This window comes from Magnetospirillum sp. UT-4 (genome assembly GCF_902729435.1).
GTDB lineage: Bacteria > Pseudomonadota > Alphaproteobacteria > Rhodospirillales > Magnetospirillaceae > Magnetospirillum.
The window spans coordinates 38,703-61,608 of record NZ_CACVCG010000002.1 but is presented as its reverse complement, the minus strand read 5'-3'; the positions used below and the strand labels follow the sequence as shown (position 1 = coordinate 61,608).

Annotated in this window: 20 protein-coding genes; 9 read left to right on the top strand and 11 right to left on the bottom strand. The window is 70.5% G+C overall.

Translation table 11 applies throughout. The annotated features are described in order from the left end of the window. Positions 1-58: 58 nt before the first annotated feature. The 3 genes from MTBUT4_RS19370 to MTBUT4_RS00255 form a co-directional block, all read right to left on the bottom strand. Positions 59-1,330: a sigma-54 dependent transcriptional regulator gene (locus tag MTBUT4_RS19370; RefSeq protein ID WP_173977658.1), complete on the bottom strand. Its 1,272-nt coding sequence runs from the start codon at positions 1,328-1,330 to the stop codon at positions 59-61. A 1-nt stretch (position 1,331) separates the two neighbouring features. Then, entirely contained in the window at positions 1,332-2,618 is a 1,287-nt protein-coding gene (locus MTBUT4_RS00260; protein ID WP_173977657.1) for a sensor histidine kinase, read from the bottom strand. 133 nt (positions 2,619-2,751) lie between these two features. Continuing rightward, the gene (locus MTBUT4_RS00255) at positions 2,752-3,741 is read right to left on the bottom strand and encodes a cyclic nucleotide-binding domain-containing protein (RefSeq protein ID WP_173977656.1); all 990 of its coding nucleotides are present in this window, start codon (positions 3,739-3,741) and stop codon (positions 2,752-2,754) included. A gap of 147 nt (positions 3,742-3,888) precedes the next feature. Between MTBUT4_RS00255 and MTBUT4_RS00250 the strand changes: the two genes are divergently transcribed. From MTBUT4_RS00250 to MTBUT4_RS00235, 4 genes are all read left to right on the top strand, one after another. Beyond that, positions 3,889-4,566 carry an SCP2 domain-containing protein gene (locus MTBUT4_RS00250; RefSeq protein WP_173977655.1) on the top strand — a complete coding sequence of 226 codons (678 nt, stop codon included), beginning with the start codon at positions 3,889-3,891 and terminating at the stop codon, positions 4,564-4,566. Then, entirely contained in the window at positions 4,566-5,564 is a 999-nt protein-coding gene (locus MTBUT4_RS00245; RefSeq protein WP_173977654.1) for a peptidase U32 family protein, read from the top strand. Before MTBUT4_RS00250 ends, MTBUT4_RS00245 begins: the two co-directional genes overlap by 1 nt. Beyond that, positions 5,561-6,481, top strand: a complete 921-nt coding sequence (locus tag MTBUT4_RS00240) for a U32 family peptidase (RefSeq protein ID WP_173977729.1) — start codon at positions 5,561-5,563, stop codon at positions 6,479-6,481. Before MTBUT4_RS00245 ends, MTBUT4_RS00240 begins: the two co-directional genes overlap by 4 nt. Before the next feature lie 110 nt (positions 6,482-6,591). Beyond that, on the top strand, positions 6,592-7,596 hold the full coding sequence (locus MTBUT4_RS00235) for a hypothetical protein (protein WP_173977653.1): 1,005 nt from the start codon (positions 6,592-6,594) through the stop codon (positions 7,594-7,596). Between the two features lie 39 nt (positions 7,597-7,635). On the opposite strand, the gene MTBUT4_RS00230 is transcribed toward MTBUT4_RS00235, so the two are convergent. After that, positions 7,636-7,902 (bottom strand): ATP-binding protein, encoded by a 267-nt coding sequence (locus MTBUT4_RS00230; protein ID WP_173977652.1) that lies wholly within the window; start codon positions 7,900-7,902, stop codon positions 7,636-7,638. A 398-nt stretch (positions 7,903-8,300) separates the two neighbouring features. Between MTBUT4_RS00230 and MTBUT4_RS00225 the strand changes: the two genes are divergently transcribed. Together MTBUT4_RS00225 and MTBUT4_RS00220 are read left to right on the top strand one after the other, a co-directional pair. Beyond that, positions 8,301-9,095, top strand: a complete 795-nt coding sequence (locus tag MTBUT4_RS00225; protein WP_173977651.1) for a substrate-binding domain-containing protein — start codon at positions 8,301-8,303, stop codon at positions 9,093-9,095. Positions 9,096-9,110: 15 nt separating this feature from the next. Beyond that, positions 9,111-11,879 carry a response regulator gene (locus tag MTBUT4_RS00220; protein WP_173977650.1) on the top strand — a complete coding sequence of 923 codons (2,769 nt, stop codon included), beginning with the start codon at positions 9,111-9,113 and terminating at the stop codon, positions 11,877-11,879. On the opposite strand, the gene MTBUT4_RS00215 is transcribed toward MTBUT4_RS00220, so the two are convergent. Continuing rightward, positions 11,863-13,071, bottom strand: coding sequence for a response regulator (locus MTBUT4_RS00215; RefSeq protein ID WP_173977649.1), 1,209 nt, complete (start codon positions 13,069-13,071; stop codon positions 11,863-11,865). The genes MTBUT4_RS00220 and MTBUT4_RS00215 overlap by 17 nt on opposite strands. Positions 13,072-13,231: 160 nt before the next feature. On the opposite strand from MTBUT4_RS00215, the gene MTBUT4_RS00210 reads away from it, so the two are divergent. Beyond that, positions 13,232-13,735 (top strand): NUDIX hydrolase, encoded by a 504-nt coding sequence (locus tag MTBUT4_RS00210; protein ID WP_173977648.1) that lies wholly within the window; start codon positions 13,232-13,234, stop codon positions 13,733-13,735. Between the two features lies 1 nt (position 13,736). Further along, positions 13,737-14,429 (top strand): cyclopropane-fatty-acyl-phospholipid synthase family protein, encoded by a 693-nt coding sequence (locus MTBUT4_RS00205; protein WP_173977647.1) that lies wholly within the window; start codon positions 13,737-13,739, stop codon positions 14,427-14,429. A 95-nt stretch (positions 14,430-14,524) separates the two neighbouring features. Here MTBUT4_RS00205 and MTBUT4_RS19765 read toward each other — a convergent pair whose 3' ends face one another. The 6 genes from MTBUT4_RS19765 to MTBUT4_RS00175 form a co-directional block, all read right to left on the bottom strand. Continuing rightward, on the bottom strand, positions 14,525-15,037 hold the full coding sequence (locus MTBUT4_RS19765) for a cold-shock protein (protein ID WP_305792094.1): 513 nt from the start codon (positions 15,035-15,037) through the stop codon (positions 14,525-14,527). 261 nt (positions 15,038-15,298) lie between these two features. Then, a complete protein-coding gene (locus MTBUT4_RS00195) occupies positions 15,299-16,024 on the bottom strand; it encodes a phosphatase PAP2 family protein (RefSeq protein ID WP_173977645.1) in 726 nt (241 codons plus the stop codon). After that, positions 16,021-17,496 (bottom strand): glycosyltransferase family 39 protein, encoded by a 1,476-nt coding sequence (locus MTBUT4_RS00190; RefSeq protein WP_173977644.1) that lies wholly within the window; start codon positions 17,494-17,496, stop codon positions 16,021-16,023. Before MTBUT4_RS00190 ends, MTBUT4_RS00195 begins: the two co-directional genes overlap by 4 nt. Before the next feature lie 62 nt (positions 17,497-17,558). Beyond that, a complete protein-coding gene (locus tag MTBUT4_RS00185) occupies positions 17,559-19,841 on the bottom strand; it encodes an ATP-binding protein (RefSeq protein ID WP_173977643.1) in 2,283 nt (760 codons plus the stop codon). 103 nt (positions 19,842-19,944) lie between these two features. Then, complete coding sequence (locus tag MTBUT4_RS00180) at positions 19,945-20,484, bottom strand: TIGR00645 family protein (RefSeq protein WP_173977642.1); 540 nt, start codon at positions 20,482-20,484, stop codon at positions 19,945-19,947. Positions 20,485-20,557: 73 nt separating this feature from the next. Then, entirely contained in the window at positions 20,558-20,836 is a 279-nt protein-coding gene (locus MTBUT4_RS00175) for a hypothetical protein (protein ID WP_173977641.1), read from the bottom strand. A 357-nt stretch (positions 20,837-21,193) separates the two neighbouring features. Here MTBUT4_RS00175 and MTBUT4_RS00170 point away from each other — a divergent pair, with 357 nt between their 5' ends. After that, complete coding sequence (locus tag MTBUT4_RS00170) at positions 21,194-22,876, top strand: methyl-accepting chemotaxis protein (RefSeq protein ID WP_173977640.1); 1,683 nt, start codon at positions 21,194-21,196, stop codon at positions 22,874-22,876. Positions 22,877-22,906 lie beyond the last annotated feature (30 nt).

The window sequence follows — 22,906 nt, the reverse complement described above, 5'->3', positions numbered from 1 at the left end:
GAACAGATTTTTTATCTGCGTTTATCCGTGTTCATCTGTGTCTTGAAAACCTAGGTCTTCAGCCTCCCGCCTCGGCCTCGTAACGCTTGAGCTTGCGCCACAGCGAGGCGCGGTCGATGCCGAGCACGCGGGCGGCGACGGTCTGGTTGCCGCCGACCTCTTCCAGGACCCACAGGATGTATTCCCGCTCCCGCTCCTCCAGCGTCTGCAGCCGGTTGCTGCGGGCCTGGGCCGAGGCCGAGCGGATGCTGGGGGGCAGGTGGCGGGCCTCGATGGTGGCGCCGTCGCACACCGCCGCCGCACCGCGCACGATGGTGTCGAGCTCGCGGACGTTGCCGGGATAGTCGTAGCCGGCCAGCAGTTCCAGCGCGTCGTCGGAGATGGCGGCGATGGGGCGGCCGGTCTCGGCGGCGGCGCGGGCGAGGAAATGCAGGGCCAGGGCCGGGATGTCCTCGCGCCGCTGGGCCAGGCTGGGCAGGGTCAGGGTCACCACCTTGAGGCGCAGCAGCAGATCGGGGCGGAACCGCCCGGCCTTGGCGAAGTCGTCGAGGTCGGCGTTGGTGACCGCCACCACCCGCGCCGCCGCCCCTCCCTCCTCGCCGTCCAGGGCCAGGGCGAGGCGGGCCTGCAGGGCCGGCGGCAGCGCCTCGACCTCCTCGATCAGCCGCGTGCCCTCGAGCTGCCGCTCGCGGCCGAACAGCAGCGCCTCCAGCGCCGCCTCGTCATGGGCGGTGCAGCGCACCAACTGGAACGACGCCTCGGGATGGGCGCCGGTCTGGTGGAGGAAGCGGGCCAGGGCGCGCCGGCCGCTGCCCGCCTCGCCGACGATCAGCACCGGGCAGTCCAGCGGCGCCACCTGGGCAGCGGTCTGCAGCAGGCGGCGGACCAGCGGCACGGCGGTGATGAAAGCCTCCTCGCCGGCCTTGGCCTCGGCCAGCGAGGAGAGCTGGCGGCGGCGGCGCACCCGGTCCAGGGCCTCGGCGACGACGCGGCGCACCTCGTCCAGGCGGTAGGGCTTGGCGACGTAGCTGAAGGCGCCGGCGCGCATGGCCTCGACCGCCGAATCGACGGTAGCGTAGCCGGTCACCACCACCACCTCGGTCTCGGCATTGGCCTCGCGCGCCGCCTTCAGCACCTGCATGCCGTCGACCTTCTCCATGCGCAGGTCGGTCAGCACCACGTCGAAGCTCTCGCGCCCGATCAGCGCCAGCGCCGCCTGGCCGCTGGAGGCGCCGCTGACCTGGTAGCCGGCCTTCTTCAGGACGTGCTCCAGGTTCTTCAACGCCACCTTCTCGTCATCGACGACCAGCAGGCGTCCTTGGCTTTCCATCTCACTCCCCAACTGCCGGTTGGACCGCCATACTGTTGTCGCCAAGGGGCAGCCGGATCAAGAACGACGTTCCTTGTCCGGGGGTGCTGGTGACGGTGATGCGGCCGCCGTGCTTGGCAATGATGTCGTGGACGATGAACAGGCCCAGTCCGGTGCCCTTTCCCACCTCCTTGGTCGAAAAGAACGGCTCGAAGACGCGGGCGAGTTCGCGGTTCTTGATGCCGCAGCCGTTGTCGCTCACCTCGATCAGGGCCTCGCCGCCCTCCTCGCGGGCACGGATGGCGATGCGTCCGCCGGGGCCGATGGCCTCGGCCGCGTTGCGCACCAGGTTGATCAGGGCCTGCTGCAGGCGCCGGTTGTCCGCCGGCACCGTGAATTCGGCGGGAATGTGAACGTCGATGGCCGCCGACGCGGGAAGCGAGGCGCGCACCAGCGCCAGCGTCTCCTCGACCAGCGGCCCCAGCGGCACCGGCTGCTTGCGGGCGGCATGGCTGCGTCCGAGGTCGAGCACCGACGCGACGATCCGCCGGGCGCGTTCGGTCTGCTCGTCCATCTGGGCCAGATGCTCGCGCACGAATTCCGGATCGGGCTGCTGCTCCTCGATCAGGATCTGGACGGAACTGGAGATGTTGGACAGCGGGTTGTTGAGCTCGTGGGCGATCCCCGAGAGCATCACCCGGAGCGAGGCCAGCTTCTCGGAATCCAGGTGCTCGCGCACCGCAGCCAGCGGGCGGGTGACGTTGTGGCGCAGCAGGTAGCCCGTCGCCACCAGCATGGACAGGCAGCCGACGATGATGCCCAGCACCCACATGCGGTTACTGCCCGTGGCGCGGTGCAGGGCGGCCCGCCGGCTGGCCGCCAGCTGTTCGGTCGCCACCGTAAGGGCCTTGCCCTCGCCGCGCAGGGCCGCTTCGTTGGCGGCGCCGGGAGCTGCCGCGCAGGCATCCAGCGCCTGAACGTAGAGGGCGAGGCGGGCGCGAAGCTGATCGGGCAGGCCGCTGCCGTCGATGCCGGACAGGGTATCGGCGTGCTCGACCAGCAGGCCCGCCACCGTCTCGCCCAGGGAACGGCTCTGCTGCAGGTCGCCGCCGTCGCGATAAAGCAGGTAGTTCTTCTCGAACCGGCGCATATCGGCGACCGCATCGACCACCGCGGCGATGGCCTCCTCGGCGGCCATGGCGCGCTCGACCCGCCACAGCTCATAGGCGGCAAGCAGGGACAGGCCGACGACGAAGGCGGCGACCGCGGCGAAGCCGACGATGATCTTGTGGCGAAGCGAGTTCACCATGCCATGGTCGCATGCCCCCCCGAAGGGCGGCAAGCAGGGTCACCACGAACAGGGCGCCGGGGGTTCGGGGCGCAAGAAATGCGTTTCATTTCCCCCCATGATGGAGATGCGAGATGCATCGTCATGGGCTGGTTCAATCGCCGCCCTCGCGCCGCACGCGGATGCGGGAGCGGGCCTCGACCAGTTCGCGGCCCATCTTGCGGATGTCGTGCAGCAGGGTCTCGACCACCAGGATGACCAGATCCGGGGTGCGGTTGAGCTGGGCCTTCAGCGCCGCCTTCGAGATGGCCAGGCAGGTGGTGTCCTCGATGGCGCGGGCGGCGGCCATGCGCGGCTCGCCGTCGATCAGCGCCATCTCGCCGAAGACGCCGGCGGCGGCGACCTCGCCCAGCCGCACCGGCTGGCCGCCCACCTCCTTCTCGATGGCGACGCGGCCGCGCTGGATGACATAGGCCTCGTCGCCGGGCGCGCCCTCGGCGAAGATGCTCTCCCCGGCCTTGAAATGGCGGTAGAGGATGCGGTCCGAGCCGTCCTGGCGGTCGGCAAGCTGCGCCTCGGCCTGGGCGCGGCGCACCATGGAATGGGCGACTCCCGGCGGCACCGCCACCAGCGGCGGCGGCGCCGGCAGCGGCGGCGAGGTGCGGCGTTCGCCCTGGTCGGGGGGCACCAGCGCCACCGTGCGCCGGCAGGGGCCGACATAGGACTCGGCGGCGACGAAGGGGCGCGGGTTGACCAGGGCGTCGCGCAGCCGGCGATACAGCGATTCCGCCGAGGCCGGCTTGACCAGCAACTCGGTGATGCCGGCCGCCCGCGCCGCCGCCACCGCCGCCGGCTCGGCGGCCTCGGACAGCATCACCACCGGCACCGCCGCCCGTCCGGCGACCCGGCCGCGACGCAACGAGCGGGTCAGTTCGGTGCCGCCCGCCGGCGCCACCTCGGCGTCGACCAGCACCACGTCGATGCGTTCGGCCTCCAGCGCCGCCACGGCGGCATCGCCGTCGGCGGCCTCGACCACCCGGCGGACCCCGAAGGATTGCAGCGCCGAACGCAGGAAGGCGCGGCCATAGGCGTTGCCGTCGACCACCAGCACCGTCACCGGCCCGAAATCGATATCGACGATCATCGCGTCCCCCTCGCCGTATACCCGCCGACTTGTGTTCTAAACCCGAATCCCAGCGCGGCCAAGGGGCTGGCCGCTTGACGGCGGTCAAGGTGGAGGGCTATGACCGTTTGGAGAATCCCGGCCGACTTTTGGGGAAGCGTTGGAACCATGATGGAAGCGCAGTCGCGGCCCGGCCTTCGGCCCATGACCCCGCCGTTCACGCCGGTGCTGCTGCTCGGCCTCGCCCTCGGGCCGGTGCGCCCGGCGCTGCTGCAGCCGGTGTTCGACGCCCTGCTGCGGCTGGTGCGCCGCCGCCACCCCGACATCCTGGAGCGGATGGAGCCGTTCGCCGACCGCCTGGTCTGCATCGACCCCATCGACCTGCCCTTCGCCCTGCTGCTGGAGCCGAAACCGGCCGAGCCCAGCCTGACGGTGCGCCGCTTCGTCGATCCCGACGAGGTCCACGCCACCATCCGCGGCCCGCTCGAGACCCTGATCGCCCTGGCCGAGGGCAAGGTCGACGGCGACGCGCTGTTCTTCTCGCGCCAGCTGGTGATCGAGGGCGACACCGAGGTGGTGGTGGCGCTCAGGAACGCCGTCGATGGCGCCGGCATCGATCTGGTGGCCGATTTCGCCAGCCTGTTCGGCCCGCTGGCCCGCCCGGCCGAGCGCGCCGCGGCGGCGGCCCTCGACCTGGCCGGAAGCCTCCGTTCGGGCGTCGAGACGGTGCGCCAGGCGCTGATCGGGCCGGCGTTGCAGAGCGCCCAGTCCCAGGGCGCCCGCCTGGCCGAGCTGGAGGCCGAGGTCAAGGCGCTGCGCAAGGCGGCGCGGCGGGGGCTGGCGTGATGGCGGAGCTGCGGCGCCCCGAACTGGTTTGCCCCGCCGGCACCCCGGCGGCGCTGAAGAGCGCGGTCGATGCCGGCGCCGACTGCGTCTATGTGGGCTTCCGCGACGAGACCAACGCCCGCAACTTCCCCGGCCTCAACTTCAGCCGCAAGGAGCTGGAGGAAGGCATCGCCTATGCCCATGACAAGGGCGCCAAGGTGCTGGTGGCCATCAACACCTTCCCCCGCGCCGGCGAGCCGGAGCTGTGGCACCAGGCGGTGGCCGATGCCGACCGCCTGGGCGCCGACGCCGCCATCCTGGCCGATATCGGCCTGATCGCCCACGCCGCCCACCGCCATCCCGGCCTGCGGCTGCACCTGTCGGTCCAGGCCGCCGCCTCCAACCCCGATTCCATCCGCTTCTACGCCGGGCGCTTCGGGGTCAAGCGGGTGGTGCTGCCGCGCGTCCTCACCGTCGCCGAGATCGCCGCCATCAATCCCCAGATCGCCCCGGTCGAGACCGAGGTGTTCGTGTTCGGCGGCCTGTGCGTCATGGCCGAGGGGCGCTGCGCCCTGTCCTCCTACGCCACCGGCCAGTCGCCCAACATGAACGGAGTGTGCTCGCCGGCCAGCCACGTGCGCTACGTCGAGAGCGCCGGCGGCACCACCTCGCAGTTGGCCGGCTTCACCATCAACCGCTTCGGCGCCAACGAGCCGGCCGGCTATCCCACCCTGTGCAAGGGCCGCTTCATCGCCAACGGCACCGCCAGCTACCTGTTCGAGGAGCCGACCTCGCTCAACACCCTGGGCATGCTGCCCGACCTCATCAAGGCCGGGGTCACCGCCTTCAAGATCGAGGGCCGCCAGCGCGGCCGCGCCTATGTGGCGGCGGTGGTGCAGGCCTTCCGCGCCGGCATCGACGCGGCCATGGCGGGACGGCCGCTGCCCGACATCGATCTCGACCGCATCACCGAGGGCGGCCGCCAGACCACCGGCGCCTATGAGAGGGCGTGGCGATGAACGGCGACCGGCCGCTGTCCCCCGCCCACCTGACGCTGGGTCCGGTGCTGTTCAACTGGGCGCCCGAGGCCCTGCGCGACTTCTATTTCCGCATCGCCGACGAGGCCGACGTGGATACCGTCTGCGTCGGCGAGGTGGTGTGCTCGAAGCGCACGCCCTTCTTCGCTCCCTTCCTGCCCGAGGTGATCGAGCGCCTGGCCGCCGCCGGCAAGGAAGTGGTGCTGTCCTCGCTGGCCCTGATCATGACCGGGCGCGAGGCCGAGCAGGCGCGCGAGCTGGCGGCCGGCGGCGGCTGGCTGGTCGAGGCCAACGACGTCTCGGTGGCCGGCATGCTGGCCGGGCGGCCCTTCGCCGTCGGCCCGCTGGTCAACGTCTACAACGAGGGCACCCTGGCCTATCTCGAATCCCTGGGCGCCATCCGCACCTGCCTGCCGGCCGAGCTGCCCGCCCCGGTGATCGGCACCCTGGCCAAGGCGGCGGCCGGCGAGATCGAGGTCCAGGCCTTCGGACGCATCCCGCTGGCCATCTCGGCCCGCTGCTACCACGCCCGCTCGCGCAAGCTGGCCAAGGACGGCTGCCAGTACGTCTGCGCCGAGGACCCCGACGGCATGGCGGTCGACACCCTGGACGACGAGCCGTTCCTGGCGGTCAACGGCACCCAGACCATGTCCTACCATTACCTCGACCTGCTGGGCGAGCTGGCGGCGTTGCGCGCGGCCGGCGTTCGCCGCTTCCGGCTGTGGCCGCAGATGGTGGACATGGTGGCGGTGGCCCGGCTGTTCCGCGACACCATGGCCGGCACCGTCGATCCCGACGATTCCTGCGCCCGCCTCGCCACCCTGTGCCCGCGGGCCGAATTCGCCAACGGCTATGTCCACGGCCGCGAGGGCCACCTGATGGTCGAGGCCGGAAGGTAAACTGGCAGTCTTGTGACGGTGCCGCGTCCCCGGCATACTAGGCCCCGGGGCACAGCCCGATCCCGCGCCGTGGATTTGCGCGGGCGACGGCGTCGCATCGGGGAACGGAGATGGCAGCGGCCGGCAGCGCGGACGACACGGAAAGCACCGTCGTCAAGTTCGAACACAAGTTCTTCCAGTCCTTTGAGGACCTCTACTTCCGCCTGACCGATGTCGGCGAGGCGGTGGCGGTGGTCAAGCTCGCCGACAACGAGGCCATTCTGGGCTTCGACGGCATCAAGCGCGAATTCGGCCTGACCGCCGAGACCGCCGATGGCCGCATGCTCGACAAGGTGGCCGAGGGCCTGGCCTTCGTGCGCGGCCTGCGCATCGGCGACGAGCTGCCCAAGGAAATCCTGACCCGCGAGGCGTCGTGGGAACCCACCGAGCGCCACCGCCGCATCGCCCACCAGCGCCTGACCATGCAGTTGGTCACCTGGCTGACCGGAAACGAGCACATCTTCACCTCGCCCGAGGAGTTGATGCAGGTGGCCGAGGACCCGCAGGTCAAGAAGAACATCAGCCTCGCCTTCTCCGAGGCGGCCGAGGAACTGGGCCTGGGCCGCGACAACCGCGAGGAGGTGGTGAAGTACATCGAGGCGCTGGCCAAGGAGCTGGCCTATATCGAGGCCGAGCGCGACCTTTTCGCCGAGGTCAAGAAGGTGGACGAGAAGGTCCAGGGCTTCCGCCGCCTCTATTCGTCCGACCGCGGCATGATCGAGACCACCGACCAGGTCGCCCGCCTGTCGCAGCGGGCGCTGAAGGTGTTCCAGGACTATTTCGACCAGGTCGACGCCCAGACCGGCGAGATCCTGGCCATGCTGAAGAACATCGACAACCAGGTCGACTACATCCGCTCGGTCCGCGACGAACTGTTCCGCCGCCTGCTGCCCTGGGAGGACATCGTCCGCGTATGGAAGTCGATCTTCGTGGTGCGCTCGGACGATAACATCCTGCGCATCCGCGACCTCTACCAGTTCCTGGCGCCGCGCTTCATGCAGGTCAACGACTGGGTGCTGGTGACCAAGCGCGGCTTCGAGAAGAAGAAGAACATCGGCGGCGTGCTGCGCTGGTAGGCGGGGTCCGACGGCAAGCCGGCGTTTTTCCGCCCCCCGTCAGGTCGATGGACCGAGGCGCGGCAGCGACACCATGAAGCGGGTGCCGCCGTCCGAAGCCGGCTCGATCCAGATGCGTCCGTGGTGGTGCTCGACGATCTTGCGGCAGATGGCCAGGCCCATGCCGTTGTCCTCGACCCACACCAGCCACTGATCGGCCTCGGCCCGGCAGCCCACCGCGATGCGGCGCGGGCGGTCGTCGCGGTGGCGGCCGGTGCGCGAATAATCCAGCAGGTCCAGGATCAGGCGCAGGCAGCTGGTCACCATGCGCAGCGGCTAGAGCCGGATGCTATCAGGTTGAATCCGCCTCTAAATCAATAAATTAGAGTGCGATTCAGACATTAGGTCGGCGCACCCCGTGCGCCGACCTAATGTCATCGCGCTCTAGCGCAGGTGGTGCGAGGCGACATAGGCGGACTGTTCCAGCTCGGAATTGATGCGCGCCAGTTCGGTGGCCGCGCTTGACCTCGGTCCAGCGGTCGAAGGAGCGCCGCGGCAGGCTGAGGGCGCCGGGCCTGTGCACCGGCTCGCGGGCACAGACGTCGCCACCCGGACCGAGCAGGGCGTGATTCGGCGATGGCACACCACCGCCGCCGTTTCACATCCATTTACATAACGATGGTATTATATTCGGCCGAGGCATCCGCATTGGGGGAGAAGGGCAGATGGCCATGCTTTCACGCCGCACCGTCGTCACCGGCCTGACCGCGCTTCCGCTTGCCGCGGCATTGCCGTTCCCGGCCCGGGCGGCCGACGAGCTGCTGATCTTCTGCGGCATCACCATGGTCAAGCCGATCAAGGAGATCGCCGGCCTGGTCGAGGCCCGCCACGGCACCCGCTTCACCATCAGCCAGGGCGGTTCCGAGGATCTGTACTCGGCGCTGAAACTGGCCCACCAGGGCGACATCTACTTTCCCGGCGCGGCGTCCTACCGCCAGCAATTCCTGGGCGACGGGCTGCTGGGCGAGGCGGTGCCGGTGGGCTACAACGTCGCCGCCCTGATGGTCGCCAAGGGCAACCCCAAGCGAATCAAGGCCGATATCGGCGAGTTGCTGCGCCCGGATCTGGCGGTGGTGGTCTGCAACCCCGAGACCGGCAGCATCGGCGCCGAGACCAAGCGCATCCTCGACCGGGCCGGCACGCTCGACAAGGTGATGGCGCGCTCGGTCTTCCTCGCCACCGATTCGCGCAACCTGATCCAGGCCATGAAGAACCAGCAGGCGGACCTGATCCTGAACTGGCGCGCCACCGCCTTCTTCCCGGAGAACCGCGAGATCGTCGACGTCATCGACCTCGATCCGGCGATCTCCCAGCCCAGCAAGCTGGAGCTCAACCTGCTGACCTTCTCGAAGAATCCCGATGGGGCGCGCCGCTTCATGGCGCTGGCGGCCTCGCCCGAGGGACAGGCGATCTTCCGCCGGCACGGATTCCTCGACGCCGCCATGCGCGGCGACACCTAAGGCGGACCTCGGCGGATGACGGACACGACCGGGTTCCACCCGCTGGCCCGTCTCGGGCTGATGCTGCTGTCGTTCCTGATCGGCTTCATCCTGCTGATCGGGACGCATCTGGTGTTCTCGGAACTGATCGAGGAGCAGGACCGCTCGAGCCGGAACGAGAAGGCGCGGCTCGCCATCGGCGAGCTGATCATCCAGGACATCGCCCGCATCGAATCCAGCATCTACCGGCTGGCCACCATCACCAATCCGCAAAGTCTCGACCTCGCCCGCGACGAGACCAAGGCGCAGATCCTGGCCATGGGCCGCCGCCTCGACGTTCTCGAGGACGGCGGGACGGTGGTCGAGGTGATCCGCCTGAACATGGAGGACCGGGAGGAAATGTCCCGCTCCATCCAGTACGCCGTCCCGGAGGTCCGCCAGGGCGTGCTGCTCGAGATCGTCGAGCTGCGGCCCAAGCTGTTCGAACTCGACCGTCGCGTGAACGCGCTGAACGCCATGCTGGTCGAACGCAACCGGCTGCTCGCCGAGGGCGCGGCGCTCGAGGCCATGGCCCGGGTCCAGACGGAACTGCGCAAGTTCTCGTCGCAGCTGCTGCGCATGCGCGAGAATGCCGGCCGGCTGTTCTTCCAGGCCAGCGAGCGCCTGGAGGCGCTGGAGGCCGAGATCGCCTCGCGCAAGGCCCGCTACCGCATCATCGAGATGGCCATGGTCGCCGCCACCATCCTGGCGGTGCTGGCCCTGGCCGCACTGGTGTCGAAGCAGATCCTGGACGCCAACGCCACCCTGGGCAGCACCATCGACGATTTGCGCCGGGCCAAGATCGACGCCGACGCCGCCAGCCAGGCCAAGTCGGAATTCCTGGCAACGGTGAGCCACGAGATCCGCACCCCCATGAACGGCATCATCGGCATGACCAGCCTGCTGCTGGACACCGAGCTGTCGCGCGACCAGGCCCATTACGCCAACACCGTCCGGGTGTCGGCGGAATCGCTGCTGTCGATCATCAACGACATCCTGGACTTCTCGAAGATGGAGGCCGGCAAGCTGGAATTCGAGGTGACCAGCTTCGAGCTGGCGCCGCTGGTGGAGGGGGTGGTCGATATCCTGGCGCCACGGCTGCGCGAGAAGGGCATCGACCTGGCCTATGCCCTGCCCTCCGGGTCGGACGGCCTGTTCCTGGCCGATGCCGGCCGGCTGCGCCAGGTGCTGCTCAATCTGGCCGGCAACGCGGTGAAGTTCACCGATGCCGGCGGCGTCGCCATGCTGTTCGACCTGGCCCCAGGCGTCGCCGGCGTGCCGCTGCTGACGGTGAACGTCCGCGACACCGGCATCGGCATCCCCGAGACGGCCAAGGCCAGGCTGTTCGGGACCTTCACCCAGGCCGAGGCGTCGACCTCGCGCCGTTTCGGCGGCAGCGGCCTCGGCCTGGCCATCTGCAAGCGCCTGGTCACCGCCATGGGCGGCCATATCGGCTTCGACAGCCGCGAGGGCAAGGGCAGCACCTTCTGGTTCGAGGTGCCGCTGCCCCGGCATGACGGGCCGGCGAGCGTCCCGGCGCAGCCGCCCCTGGCGGGCGCCCGGGTGCTGGTGGTGGAGCCGCTCGACCTCGCCCGCGAGACCCTGGAACGGCAGCTCGCGACCTGGGGCGCCGAGGTGGTGGCGGCCCCCGACGCCGCCGCCGCCGCCGCCCTGGTGCGGACGGCGCGCGAGCGCGGCGCGGCGGTGGACGCGGTGCTTTGCGCCCATCCCCTGGCCGGCATGACCGCCCTCGACTTCGCCGCCGTCCTGCGCGCCCACCCCGCAACCCGGGCGCTGCCGGTGCTGCTGGCCAGCGCGGTGCCGCCCGCCGACATCGTCGCCGCCGCCGCGTCCGCCACCATCGCCCAGGTGATACCCAAGCCCATCCGTCAGGCCTCGCTGCTGGCGGCGCTGCTGTGCGCCCTGGGCCGCGGCACCGTGGCGGGCGGCGGCGGCCCGGCGCCCCAGGCCGAGGAGGACGTGCCACCGGCGCAACCGCTGCGCATCCTGGTGGCCGAGGACAATGCCATCAACCAGCAGGTGGCGGTCGGGCTGCTGACCAAGCTGGGCCACCGCGCCGACGTCGCCGGCGACGGTGGCGAGGCGGTCGGCCTGGTCGCCTCGGGCGACTACGACCTGGTCCTGATGGACATGCAGATGCCGCGCGTCGACGGGCTGGAGGCGACCCGCCAGATCCGCGCCATGGCCGGGGCGAAGGCGACGGTGACCATCATCGCCATGACCGCCAACGCCATGGCCGCCGACCGCGACGCCTGCCTGGCGGCGGGCATGAACGACTTCATCGCCAAGCCCATCGACCGCCGCCGCCTGGCCGCCACCCTGCAGCGCTGGGGCGAGGGCGGACGCCCGCCGCCGCCGCCGCGGCCGGACAAGGCGCCGGCGGCCGAGGCCGACGACGGCGACATCGACATCGACATCGAGCCCGAGGTGGATGGGGAGGCCCAGGACGAGTTGTGCGACGCACTGGGGGTGGAGGACTTCCGCGACCTGCTGAAGCGCTTCCGCGACGGCCTGCCCGGCCGCGTCGCCGCCATCGAGACGGCGGCCCAGACGCCCGCCGCCCTGGTGCCGGCCGCCCATGCGCTGAAGGGGGCGGCGGTCAATCTCGGCTTCATCCGGCTGTCCGGGCATTGCAGCCGCATCGAGGCGGCGGCCCGGGACGGTCAGCCGGCGAGCGCCGAAACCATCGCCGAACTGAAACGCCTGGCCGGGCGGGTGCAAGCGGCCATCAGCCGGCCGGTTTAGCCACACCCATCCGGGTGACGACGATCAGCAGGTCGTCGCCGCAGGACTCGACGCTTTCCAGGAACCGTTCGCCGATATGGGCGGCCAGGCCGGGCCCGCCCGGCCACTCGCGCACCCGTTCGGCGACCCAGGCCTGGACCTCCTCCTCGGGCGGATCGCCGGGGAAATGCTCGATCAGCGCGTCGCTGAACCACACCACCCGGTCGCCTGGCGCCACCGCGACCTCGCGGTGCTGGCGCGGCGGCGATTCCAGCAGACCGAACGGCAGGCCCGAGAGGTTCAGCAGATCGACGCCGCCGTCCTCGCGCACCAGGACGGCGTCGCGCAACCCGCCCGAGACCCATTCGATGCGGCCCCGCGCGGCATCCAGCACCACGGCGACGGCGGCGACCAGCCCGGGCAGATCGCGCCGCAACAGCTTGAGCCGGCGGTCGAGATGGGCGGCAACCGCGACCGGATCGTCGATGAAATGGGGCGGCGGCAGCAGCAGCGTGTGGACGCCGAAGGCCCGCACCGCCGCGGCGATGCCGTGGCCGGAAACGTCGGCCAGCAGCATGGCGGCGCGGCCGTCGGGCAGCGGCCACAGATGCCACAGATCGCCGCCGATGGTGGTGCAGGGGCGGATGAACCAGTCGGCGTCGATGCCGGCGGCGGCCAGCCCGGCCAGGGTCTCCTGATGCGGCATCAGCGCCTTGGCCACCAGCCAGGCATCGGCCAGCTCGCTTTCGACGCGGGCCTGGTAGGCCCGCAGCTCCCGCGACATGCGGGCGTTGGCGGCATGCACCCTGACCCGCGCCACCAGCTCGCGCGCCTCCAGCGGCTTGGAGATGATGTCGGTGCCGCCCGCCCCGAACGCGTCGAGCCGGTCCTGGCGGTCGGTCAGCGCGGTCTGGAAGATCACCGGCAGCTCGGCCAGGGCGGGCGTGGCGCGGATGTGGCGGCACACCTCATAGCCGTTCATGCCCGGCATCATCACATCCAGCAGCACGCAATCGGGGACGGTGGCGGCCATCACCGCCAGCGCCTCCTCGCCGCCGCCCACGGCGATCACCCGGCCGCAGCCGGCCCGCTGAAGGATCTGGGTGATGAGGGCGCGGTTGATCTCAAGATCGTCAACCACCAGCACGGTGACGCCGTCCAGGCCCGGCTGGGCGGACGGGATGCGCGACGAGGGCGACGAGGGCGACGACACGGGGAACTCCGGCGGGTCAGACGGCGGGAGAGTAGCACCACGGCGGCGCGGGCGGAATGCCGAGGCTGGCGCATGGGTGGGACGACGGCAAAGGGGGTTTGCCGATCGGCGCCGCTCGCCTATAACGGTGGAATCCTTGCCGCCGGTTAGGGGATCTCGCGTGAGGACGTCCGTCTGGGTCGCCGTCGTCTGCCCGCCCACAAGGCGGGTGCTGGTCGCCAAGCGCGCCCAGGTGGCCCGCAATGCCGGAATGTGGAACTTCTTCGGCGGCGGCCTCGACCGCGGCGAGGTGCCCCTGCGCGCGGCGCGGCGCGAGCTGCACGAGGAGGCCGGGCTGCTGGTGCCGCCCAGCCGGCTGGTGCCGCTGGGCGCGGCGGTGACCACCGGCAAGCGCAACCTGCTCTACGGCCTGTCCCTGCCCGAGGAATTCGAGCCGGTGCTCAACGAGGAGAGCGACGAGGGCCGCTGGCTGCGCCTGACCGAACTCAAGTCGCACCATCCCCTGCACGAACCCACCCGCTACCTGGTTCACCATGTCGAGGCCTGGCTGCTGTCCCTGGGCGGCGGCCGCGCCGTCATCGGCACCGCCCCGTCCACCCTGGGCGGCGGCGAACGCCGCGTGGCGGCCGGCCTGGGAACGGCGGCCGGCCCGGGATCGGCCTGACGTGGACGAAAGCGCCCCCGGCTTCTACGGCAGCTATGCCAGCTACAAGGGCTACGTCACGCCCGCGCTGGGGACCAAGCAGATGCGCCGCTTCGACGCGCTGGTGTGGGACCCGGGCGAATGCCGGGCGGACATGCGCTTTCTCGAGATCGGCTGCGGCACCGGCGCCTTCCTGGCCTATCTGGCGGCCAAAGGCTGTGGCGAGTTCCTCGGCATCGACCACGACCCGGCCCTGGCCGCGGTGATCCCCGAAACCGCCCGCGACCGCTTCCGCTGCCAGGACCTGCGCCAGGCGCTGAGCCAGGCCGGCCCGGGAAGCCTGGATCGGGTGGTGGCGCTGGACGTGCTCGAGCATTTCACCCCCGACGAGGCGCTGGATCTGGTGGCGGCGGTGGCCGGGGCGCTGGCCCCGGGCGGGCGGATGATCGTCAAGGTCCCCAACGCCGCCTGTCCGTGGGGACTGCAATACCAGTTCGGCGACCTCACCCACCGCACCGCCTTCACCCCGCTGTCGCTGCGCCAGCTGGCCGACGCCGCCGGCCTGCGGATGATCGCGGCGCGCCCGGTGCGCCAGGGCTCGCGCCGGCGGCTGTTCACCGACGCCCTGGTCCATCGCTTCCTGTCCTGGGCGCTGCTGACCCCGCCGGAGATCTGGACCGCCAACCTGGTGGCGGTGTTCGAGGCGGGGGAGTAAGGGGACAAGGGGAATTCCCCCCATCCAAAACAGAATCGCCCCGCTGCCCGGGACGTAAGTCCCGGGGCGGGGCGATAAAACCCGTGCCTTCGCCGTCAGATGATGGCGACGGTGTCGGCCTGCGGACCCTTCTGGCCCAAGGTGGTGGTCACGCGGACCCGCTGGCCGCTTTCCAGCGCCTTCAGGCCCGAGCGCTCCAGCGCCTTGATGTGGACGAACACGTCCTTGCCGCCTTCATCGACCTGGACGAAGCCGAAGCCCTTCTCGGCCGAGAAGAACTTGACCGTGCCCTCGACCGTCTGGCTGGGGCCGCGATCGGCGCGCGGGGCGCGCGGAGCGGTGGCGGCGGCGGTCGAGCTGTCGATCTCGTGCACCATGACCACCTGCGGGCCGCGGTTGCCCTGGCCGAGATCGCACACGATGGTGGCGCCTTCGGCGATCTGGGTCATGCCGGCACGCTCGAGCGCCGAAATGTGCAGGAACGCATCCGGGGTACCGTCGGCCGGAGCGACGAAGCCGAAGCCCTTCGAGGCATTGAACCACTTCACGGTGGCGGTCACATTCGCCTGGGTCACCGCCTGGCGGTCGAAGCTGCTGGGTGCAGCCATGCGCGGGGGACGCGGCTCGTAGCCGCCCATGTCGCCGCCAAAGTCGTCCCGCCGTCCGCGATCCCGCGAGCGGCCACCATGATTATCTCGGTTCCATGCCATGTGTCGTTCTCATCGATAGAAAAAAAACATAACCCACGCTCACGCGTGGGTCATCCCGGCCCTTGCCAAATGGCGCGAAGCACGGTCTGAACCTATATCATTACCCGAGAATCTCGCCTGCGCCTAGGGGCTTGCGACGAATCCCCCGGAATCGCCCTATTATTTTTCGATGACGGCCGCCGCGTCCGCCTGCCGCCGGGGTTGATCTGATTCGATCATCCGCTTGTGCAGCCAACGGATGATGGCCACCGTGATGATCGCCGAAAACACCACGTCGGACAGGAAGTGCCCGCCCTGGGCGATGCGCACGAATCCCACCATCATGCCGAACCCTAGGGCCGCCGCCACCGCCGCCGGACGCCAGGCGGGCGGTGCCAGCAGCGCCACCGCCACCGGCCAGAACCCCAGCGCGCCGTGACCCGACGAGAACGAGCAGTTCCTGTCGCACTGGTCCGACAGCACCAGCGGCGGCACGAAATAGTTTTCGCCGCCGAACTCGCGGATGGTGGACGGGCGCGGCCGCCCCCACGAATCCTTGAGGATAAGGTTGACCACCAGCCCCGGACCCAGCGCCATGGTCAGGGCGAGATAGGCGGCGACCCGGCCGGTGATGCCGAAGATGGCCTCCTTCAGCCACAGCCCCGCCGCCCACACCACGCCGACATAGCCCAGGCCGGCGAACAGGAAATAGGGCATGGAGCGGCGCACCCATTCGTAGAAGGGCTCGCTGCGGGCGGGAAACATCTTGCGTTCGGGCAGGTAGAACCAGCCCGACACCGTGAGGTCGATCTGCGGCAGCAGGATCAGCGGCACCACCAGCGCCGCCGTCCAGCGCCAGGGATGGGCCTCGATGGAGTGCCACAGGCGCGCCAACGGGTTGGTCATCGGTCGTATCCCTTGAACCCGGCCAGCCGCCAGACCGTCAGGTCGCGGGCATAATCGGCATGGATGGGGACGTGGATGTCGGCCAGCTTCTCGACGGTGGCGAAGCGCCGGGGCAGGTCGCCCGGGAGCAACGAATCCTCGGTGACGAAGATGGTCTCGGCGGCGCCGGCTTCCAGCCGGGTGGTCTGGTCGAAATGGTCGCGGACGGCGCCGGTGGGGTTCCACTTGACCGCGTCGAAGGGATGCGGCCGGACGTAATAGGTCAGCGTCGCCAGCACCTTGCGTTCGTCGGCCAGCAGCCGGGCGCCGGGGTGGGCGGCCAGGATGGCGGAGACCTGACGGCCGACCTCGTCCCAGCCCTTGATCCGCTTCTCGATGTCCCAGCGAGCGCTGTCGGGCAGCCCCAGCACCGGGCGCAGGGCGTCGAGATTGACCACCAGCCCGGCCGCCGCCAGGTGCAGCGCCACCGAAAGCGCGGCCAGGCGCGGCGCCCGCGCCGCCAGCCAGGCCGACACCAGCAGGGTGGCGGCGACATAGGCCGGCGCCGTCCAGTTGGCGTTGGCGCGCGACAGCAGGCTTTCGGCGGTCATCACCGCCAGCACCGGCAGCGCGAAGGCGGCGAGCAGGCGGACGCGGCGGTCGGCCCCGGCGCGGAAGGCCGGCACCAGCGCCGCCGCCAGCACGGCGATCAGGATGGGGCCGAACACCGCCGCCTGGCCGAGGACGAATTCCGCCAGCTTGTCGGGATGGAACAAGCTGCCGCCCAGATTGGCGTTGTCGCGGGTATGGGCGTAGGAGACGAAGCCGTTGGCGGCGTTCCACAGCCCGTTGGGGGCGTAGACCAGCAGCCCGAGGCCGAGCGCCAGCCACGGCCCGCCGCCCCGGAGCAGCCGCCGCGCCTCGCGGTCCCAGGCCAGCCAGACCGCCAGCGACAGCACGAAGAAGGCCATGGCGTATTTGGCCAGCAGGCCGATGCCGAAGGCCAAACCGAGCAGCACCCACCAGCGGTTCGGACCGGGGCCGGCGCGTTCGGCCTCGACCAGGAACAGCAGCGCCGCCGCCCAGGCCAGCAGCAGGAACGGATCGGTGGTGATGACCAGGGACGACAGCGACACCGCCGGCAGCGAGATCCACGCCGCCCCCGCCCAGGCCCCGGCGCTGCCGCCGAACAGCCGCCGGCCCAGGCTCACCAGGACCAGGGCGGTGCCGAGATGGGCCAGGGCCGAGCCCAGCTTCACCGCCCCCTCGCCGTCGCCGAACATGGCGGTGGTGGCGGCGATGACCCAGGCCACCAGCGGCGGCTTCGAGTAGTAGCCGAGCTGCAGGGTCTGCGCCCAGGCCCAGTACTGCGCCTCGTCGAACGACAGGTTGGGCGGGTCGAAGGCCAGCAGCGCCAGGCGCCACAGGGTGACCAGGACGATCAGGCCGTAGGCCAGGGTTTCGGCGCGGCGGGACGGGGCGGCCACAGACATGGGCTGAGGGATTATCATCCCGCCGGAGGGAAGGCAATTGTCAAGGCCGGGGCCGCCCCCCCTCAGGCCGCATCCGGGGTCTTGGGCAGCGCGAACGAGAAGGTGCTGCCGGTGCCGGGCTGCGATTCGACCCAGATGCGGCCGCCGTGGTGCTCGCAGATCTTGCGACAGGCGGCCAGGCCGATGCCGGTCCCCTCGTACTGCTCGTGGCTGACCAGGCGCGAGAACACCCCGAACAGCCGGCCGATCTCATTCTCGGCGATGCCGATGCCGTTGTCGGTCACCGAGATCACCCAGTGGTCGCCGCCGTCGCGGCACGCCACCGCGATCGCCGGCGGCGCGTCGGGGCGGCAGAACTTCAGCGCGTTGGCGATCAGGTTCTGGAACAGCCGCTCCATCTCGGCCTCGGAGCCGATGACGGCGGGCATGGATTCGGGCAGGGACACCGTCGCCTCCGCCGCCTCGATGTCGGCGCCCAGCCCCTGCACCGCGCGGTCCAGCGCCACTGCCAGATCGACCTCGGCCGGACGGACCCCCTCGCGCCCGATGCGGGAATAGTCCAGCAGGGCGACGATCATGCGGTCGAGGCGGGAGGCGCCCTTGACCACGAAATCCAGCCACTCCTTCTCTTCGGCGTCGCAGCGGTCGCCCAGCTTGCGGGCCAGCAGGGTGACGAAGCCGCTGATGGTGCGCAGGGGCTGACGCAGATCGTGCGAGGCGACATAGGCGAAATGTTCGAGCTCGTCGTTGGAGCGGCGCAGCTCCATCTCCATGGTCTTCTGGCGGGTGATGTCATCGACGACCCAGACGATGCCCAGATCCGGCGCGTCCGGATTGATCATCCGGGCGGCGACGTGGACCCAGAGGCGGGGGCCGTTGGCGCGCTCGATCTCCAGATCCGCCCGGAAGGTCTCGCCGGCCAGCAGCTGCGGATAGGCGGCGCGGCCGATCTCGTCGTACTGGGCGTCGGAGCGGTAGATGGCCCGGGTGGTGTTGCCGATCAGCTGGTCGCGGCCGAGGCCGACCATGGCGCAGAAGGTGCCGTTGACCTCCCGCACGGTGCGGTCGGGGGCCAGGATGATGATCCCCGCCGGGGTGTTGTCGAGGATGGCCTGCATCTTGGCGGCCAGGTCGTGGACCTCGTGCTCGCGCCGACGGCGGTCCACCAGGCTGTCGCGGAAGGCGATGACCGCGTTGGCCATCCGGCCGATCTCGTCGGTACGGGCGCTGGGCGCCTGCGCGATGCCGACATTCCCCGCCGCCAGGGCCTGCAGGTCGCGCTGGATGTGGCCCAGCGGGCGCAGCAGGCGGATGATGATGACGTAGAGCGCCGCCAGCCCGACCACCAGCGCCACCCCGCCGGCCGCCAGGGACAGCGTCATGCGCCGCTCGGCACGGGCGGCGTGGGCGGCGGCGAAGGTCGCGCTCTCGGTGGTGGCAGCCTTCAGGAACCCGGCGATGGAATCCAGCGCCGGCACCGCGGCGCGGGTGTACTCGGCGGTGGTGACCGGCGGCGGCCCGCCGTCCCGCGACGCCTTGATGACGGCGTCCTCGACCGGCCGGAAGCGCCGGAAGAATTCGGTATCGACCGCCGCCAGCGCCTCGGCCAGCCCGGTGCTGCGGGTCAGCTCGACCTCGCGCCGCAGCGCATCCCAGGCGGCGTCGCCGCGCCCGCGCAGGGCCATGGAATCGGCCAGGGTGGCTGCGTCCAGCGGCTTGCCCGCCAGGGCGGCGGCATAGCGCGACGATTCCAGCCCGACCGCCTCGCGCAGGTCGAAGGCCAGCAGCTTGATGCGGCTCAGGTCGCGGAAGGCCGGCAGGAAGCGGTCGCGCTGCTGCGCGGTGGCGGCGACCAGCCCGGTGATGTCCTTCAGGAAGGCGGTCAGGGCGCCGACCCACCGCTTCGCCAGATCGGGCGGGCGCTGCTCGCGCGGCAGCGCCATGGCCGCGTCGGCTTCCAGCCGCAGCGCCGCAACCCGGCGATGGCCGTCCTGCACCGCCGCCAGGTCCGGTCCGCCATTGTCGCGCAGCAGGGCGAAGGCGGCGGCCAGGCCCTCTTCCGAGGCCTGGCGGCGGGCCGCCAGGAAGGCGCGATTGTCGTCGCCCACCGGGCCGGCGGCGGTCAGCACGACATTGGTGCGGCCGCGCTCGAAGGCCAGGTTCTGGGCCGCCTGCAGCAGATTGTCGACGGTGGCGTTGACCACCAGCATCTCGCGGGCGCCCTGGTGCTGGGCCCACTGGCCCGACACCTCGCGGGCGACGAACACCGCCACCACCGCCACCAGTGCCGCAACCAGGATGGTGACCAACACCCGCGACGAATATCGCAGTTTCGTCCAGACCACTGTGCCGACCCCCAAAGCCGCCCTGTCCCGGGCGGCCTCCCGTGTATCCCGAATGCTATACGCCCGTGCCCCGATGGGGAAGCGCCAAGCTGTGCGTTCCGCCTCAGTCGTGGCTGCGGTGCATGGCGAAGGCGATCTTGTCCACATAGGCCAGGATCAGCGCCGAGACCACGAAGGCGAGGTGGATCACCACCAGCCACAGCAGCTTGTCGTTGGCGATTTCCTGGGCGTTCACGAAGGCCTTCAGCAGGTGGATCGACGAGATGGCGACGATGGAGGCGGCCACCTTGATCTTCAGGGTGCCGGCATCGACCTTGCCCATCCACGACAGCTGGTCGCCGCCGCTCGCCGCCTCGATGCGCGAGACGAAGTTCTCGTAGCCCGACAGCACCACCATCACCACCAGGTTGGCGACCAGAGCGAGGTCGATCAGGCCCAGCGCGGTCAGCACCAGATCCGCCTCGGTCATGGCCGGCAGGCGCGGCACCAGATGGACCAGCTCCTGGAGCAGCTTGAAGCCGAATGCCAGCAGCAGCAGCGTCAGCCCGACGTAAAGCGGGGCCAGCAGCCAGCGTCCCCAGAACAGGAACCGTTCGATGGTGGTCTCGACCAGGCCGGCGGCCGGGTTCCGTTCGTGGGACATGGCCTCCCCCTTCTCGTGGCGCGGCCACCTTGTACCCCAGGTTGCGCCGGCGCGGAAGGGGGAGGCGAGGCCCTCAGTCGCGGTCCATGTCCTCGACCAGGCCGCGGATGCGGGCGCGCATGTCGCTCAGCTGCAAAGACAGCCGGGTCAGCACGTCGGCGACGGCGTCGGCCTTGCGGGCGAAGGCCAGCTGCTCGGCTCCGTCCGCCCGCACGGATCGGGCGCCGGACTCGATGCGCGACAGCAGCAGCGTGGACATGCGCGCGGCGTTGGTGAGACCGCGCAGATGCCAGGTCAGGGAATTGGCGTCCAATGCGGGAAAGGGCACCACGGTGCCAGGAGAAGCGGTCATTCCAACCCTCCCAGACCCCTCGTGTCCCACCCCCGAAATCCGCAGGACGAAATTCGGGGATAAGCAGGCCACGACTTTGTTGAACCGTGTGGTGATTCTGAAGTTCGCAACCTGCTGCGAATTTCAGGATCACCACACCACGAGCCGGGATCGGCTCGGTTCGGGATATGTGGGGCGATGATCGCGGTTTGTCGCCGAAATGTCAAATTACACCCGGTCGCGCCGGGGTCCGTGCCGCCATGCAGGAATAACGTGGGACGGTTTAACGATTCGGTCGCGGTCCCGACATCGGCCTGCCATGGACTCCCGCTAGAGTCGGCCCGCTTTCCGTATGGGATGGATGGCAGGAGGCGGACGATGAAATCGGTGAAGATCGGAGCGCTGATCACGGTGCTCGGCGCGGTCCTGGTGGCCACCCTGATCGGCCTGGTGGCGACCAGCGTGGTGACCATCGAGCGGCTCAAGGTGGGCGGCCCGGTCTACGGCCGGATCGTCGATGTCAAGGATCTGGTGGCCGACATCCTGCCGCCACCGGCCTACATCATCGAGTCCTACCTGGAAACCACCCTGGCCCTGAACGATCCGGCCTCGGCTCCGGCCCGGGCCGAGCGCCTGAAGGTGCTGCGCCAGGATTACCAGACCCGCCAGGCCTTCTGGTCGGCCCGCGAGATGGACCCGGTCCTGCGCGAGAAGCTGACGGTGGGGTCCCATGCCTTCGTCGAACGGTACTGGACCGAACTCGAGGGCACCTTCCTGCCCGCCCTGGCGGCGGGCGACGACGCGGCGGCGCGGCAATCCTACGGCGAGCTCACCCGGCTGTACGGCCAGCACCGGGCGGTGGTCGACGACGTCGTCGCCGGCGCCAACCGCCTGGGCGCCGAGACCGAGGCCTATGCCGCCGGCCAGGTGTCGGGCCTGACCGCCCTCGAATACGCCGTCGCCGCGCTGGCCCTGGCGCTGGCCCTGGGCGGCGTCGCAGTGCTGATGCGCCGCGTCATCCGGCCGCTGGTGGCCATGACCGGCACCATGGTCGAGCTGGCCGGCGGCCGTCTCGAGGTGGACATCCCCGGCCTCGGGCGCGGCGACGAGATCGGCGCCATGGCCGGGGCGGTCGAAATCTTCCGCCGCAACGCCGTCGAGCGGCTGCGCCTGGAGGCGGCCGAGAAGGAGGCGATCGCCCGCCGCGCCCGCCGCCAGGAGCGCATGGACGACCTGACCCGGGTGTTCGACCAGGCCGTCGTCGCCGTCATGGGAACGGTGGCCGAGGCCGCCGCCCGCATGGGCGAGCTGGCCCAGGCCATGAGCGCCGGGGCGGACGAGACCGAACGCCAGTGCGCCGCGGTGTCCTCGGCCACCGAGGAGGCCAGCACCAACGTCGCCACCATCGCCGCCGCCGGCAACCAGATGACGGCGGCGATCCAGGAGATCTCGGCCCAGGTCAGCCGCTCGGCCACCATCTCGGCCAGCGCCGTCGAGGAGGTCACCGCCACCAACCACAAGATGGAGGCCCTGGCCGCCAGCGCCGCCCGCATCGGCGAGGTGGTGGGCCTGATCAACGACATCGCCGGCCAGACCAACCTGCTGGCGCTGAACGCCACCATCGAGGCCGCCCGCGCCGGCGAGGCCGGCAAGGGCTTCGCCGTGGTCGCCAACGAGGTCAAGGCGCTGGCCAACCAGACCGCCAAGGCCACCGGCGAGATCGGCGCCCAGATCCAGGCCATCCAGGCCGAGACCCACGGCGCGGTGGACGCCATCCAGCGCATCACCGGGGTGATCAACGAGATGAGCGAGATGGCCTCGGCCATCGCCGGCGCCATCGAGGAACAGGGCGCGGCCATGCAGGAAGTGGTGCGCAACATCGATTCCGCCGCGGTCGGCACCCGCGAGGTGGCGGCCAACATCTGCGACGTGGTGGAAACCGCCGGGCGCAACGGCGCCATGGCCCACCGGGTGGAGACGGCGGCGCGCCAGCTGCTGGGCGAGAACGACAGCCTGCGCCGGTCGGTCGAGGACTTCCTGGGCGGCGTCCGGGCGGCGTGAACCGGAAAGCGGAAGGCCCGACTTCGTAAA

What these genes read in the sequence shown, in the direction of transcription:
- MTBUT4_RS19370 (WP_173977658.1), bottom strand. Translation starts at nt 1,330, where the DNA reads ATGGAAAGCCAAGGACGCCTGCTGGTCGTCGATGACGAGAAGGTGGCG.
- MTBUT4_RS00260 (WP_173977657.1), bottom strand. Translation starts at nt 2,618, where the DNA reads ATGGTGAACTCGCTTCGCCACAAGATCATCGTCGGCTTCGCCGCGGTC.
- MTBUT4_RS00255 (WP_173977656.1), bottom strand. Translation starts at nt 3,741, where the DNA reads ATGATCGTCGATATCGATTTCGGGCCGGTGACGGTGCTGGTGGTCGAC.
- MTBUT4_RS00250 (WP_173977655.1), top strand. Translation starts at nt 3,889, where the DNA reads ATGATGGAAGCGCAGTCGCGGCCCGGCCTTCGGCCCATGACCCCGCCG.
- MTBUT4_RS00245 (WP_173977654.1), top strand. Translation starts at nt 4,566, where the DNA reads ATGGCGGAGCTGCGGCGCCCCGAACTGGTTTGCCCCGCCGGCACCCCG.
- MTBUT4_RS00240 (WP_173977729.1), top strand. Translation starts at nt 5,561, where the DNA reads ATGAACGGCGACCGGCCGCTGTCCCCCGCCCACCTGACGCTGGGTCCG.
- MTBUT4_RS00235 (WP_173977653.1), top strand. Translation starts at nt 6,592, where the DNA reads ATGGCAGCGGCCGGCAGCGCGGACGACACGGAAAGCACCGTCGTCAAG.
- MTBUT4_RS00230 (WP_173977652.1), bottom strand. Translation starts at nt 7,902, where the DNA reads ATGGTGACCAGCTGCCTGCGCCTGATCCTGGACCTGCTGGATTATTCG.
- MTBUT4_RS00225 (WP_173977651.1), top strand. Translation starts at nt 8,301, where the DNA reads ATGGCCATGCTTTCACGCCGCACCGTCGTCACCGGCCTGACCGCGCTT.
- MTBUT4_RS00220 (WP_173977650.1), top strand. Translation starts at nt 9,111, where the DNA reads ATGACGGACACGACCGGGTTCCACCCGCTGGCCCGTCTCGGGCTGATG.
- MTBUT4_RS19765 (WP_305792094.1), bottom strand. Translation starts at nt 15,037, where the DNA reads ATGGCTGCACCCAGCAGCTTCGACCGCCAGGCGGTGACCCAGGCGAAT.
- MTBUT4_RS00195 (WP_173977645.1), bottom strand. Translation starts at nt 16,024, where the DNA reads ATGACCAACCCGTTGGCGCGCCTGTGGCACTCCATCGAGGCCCATCCC.
- MTBUT4_RS00190 (WP_173977644.1), bottom strand. Translation starts at nt 17,496, where the DNA reads ATGTCTGTGGCCGCCCCGTCCCGCCGCGCCGAAACCCTGGCCTACGGC.
- MTBUT4_RS00180 (WP_173977642.1), bottom strand. Translation starts at nt 20,484, where the DNA reads ATGTCCCACGAACGGAACCCGGCCGCCGGCCTGGTCGAGACCACCATC.
- MTBUT4_RS00175 (WP_173977641.1), bottom strand. Translation starts at nt 20,836, where the DNA reads ATGACCGCTTCTCCTGGCACCGTGGTGCCCTTTCCCGCATTGGACGCC.
- MTBUT4_RS00170 (WP_173977640.1), top strand. Translation starts at nt 21,194, where the DNA reads ATGAAATCGGTGAAGATCGGAGCGCTGATCACGGTGCTCGGCGCGGTC.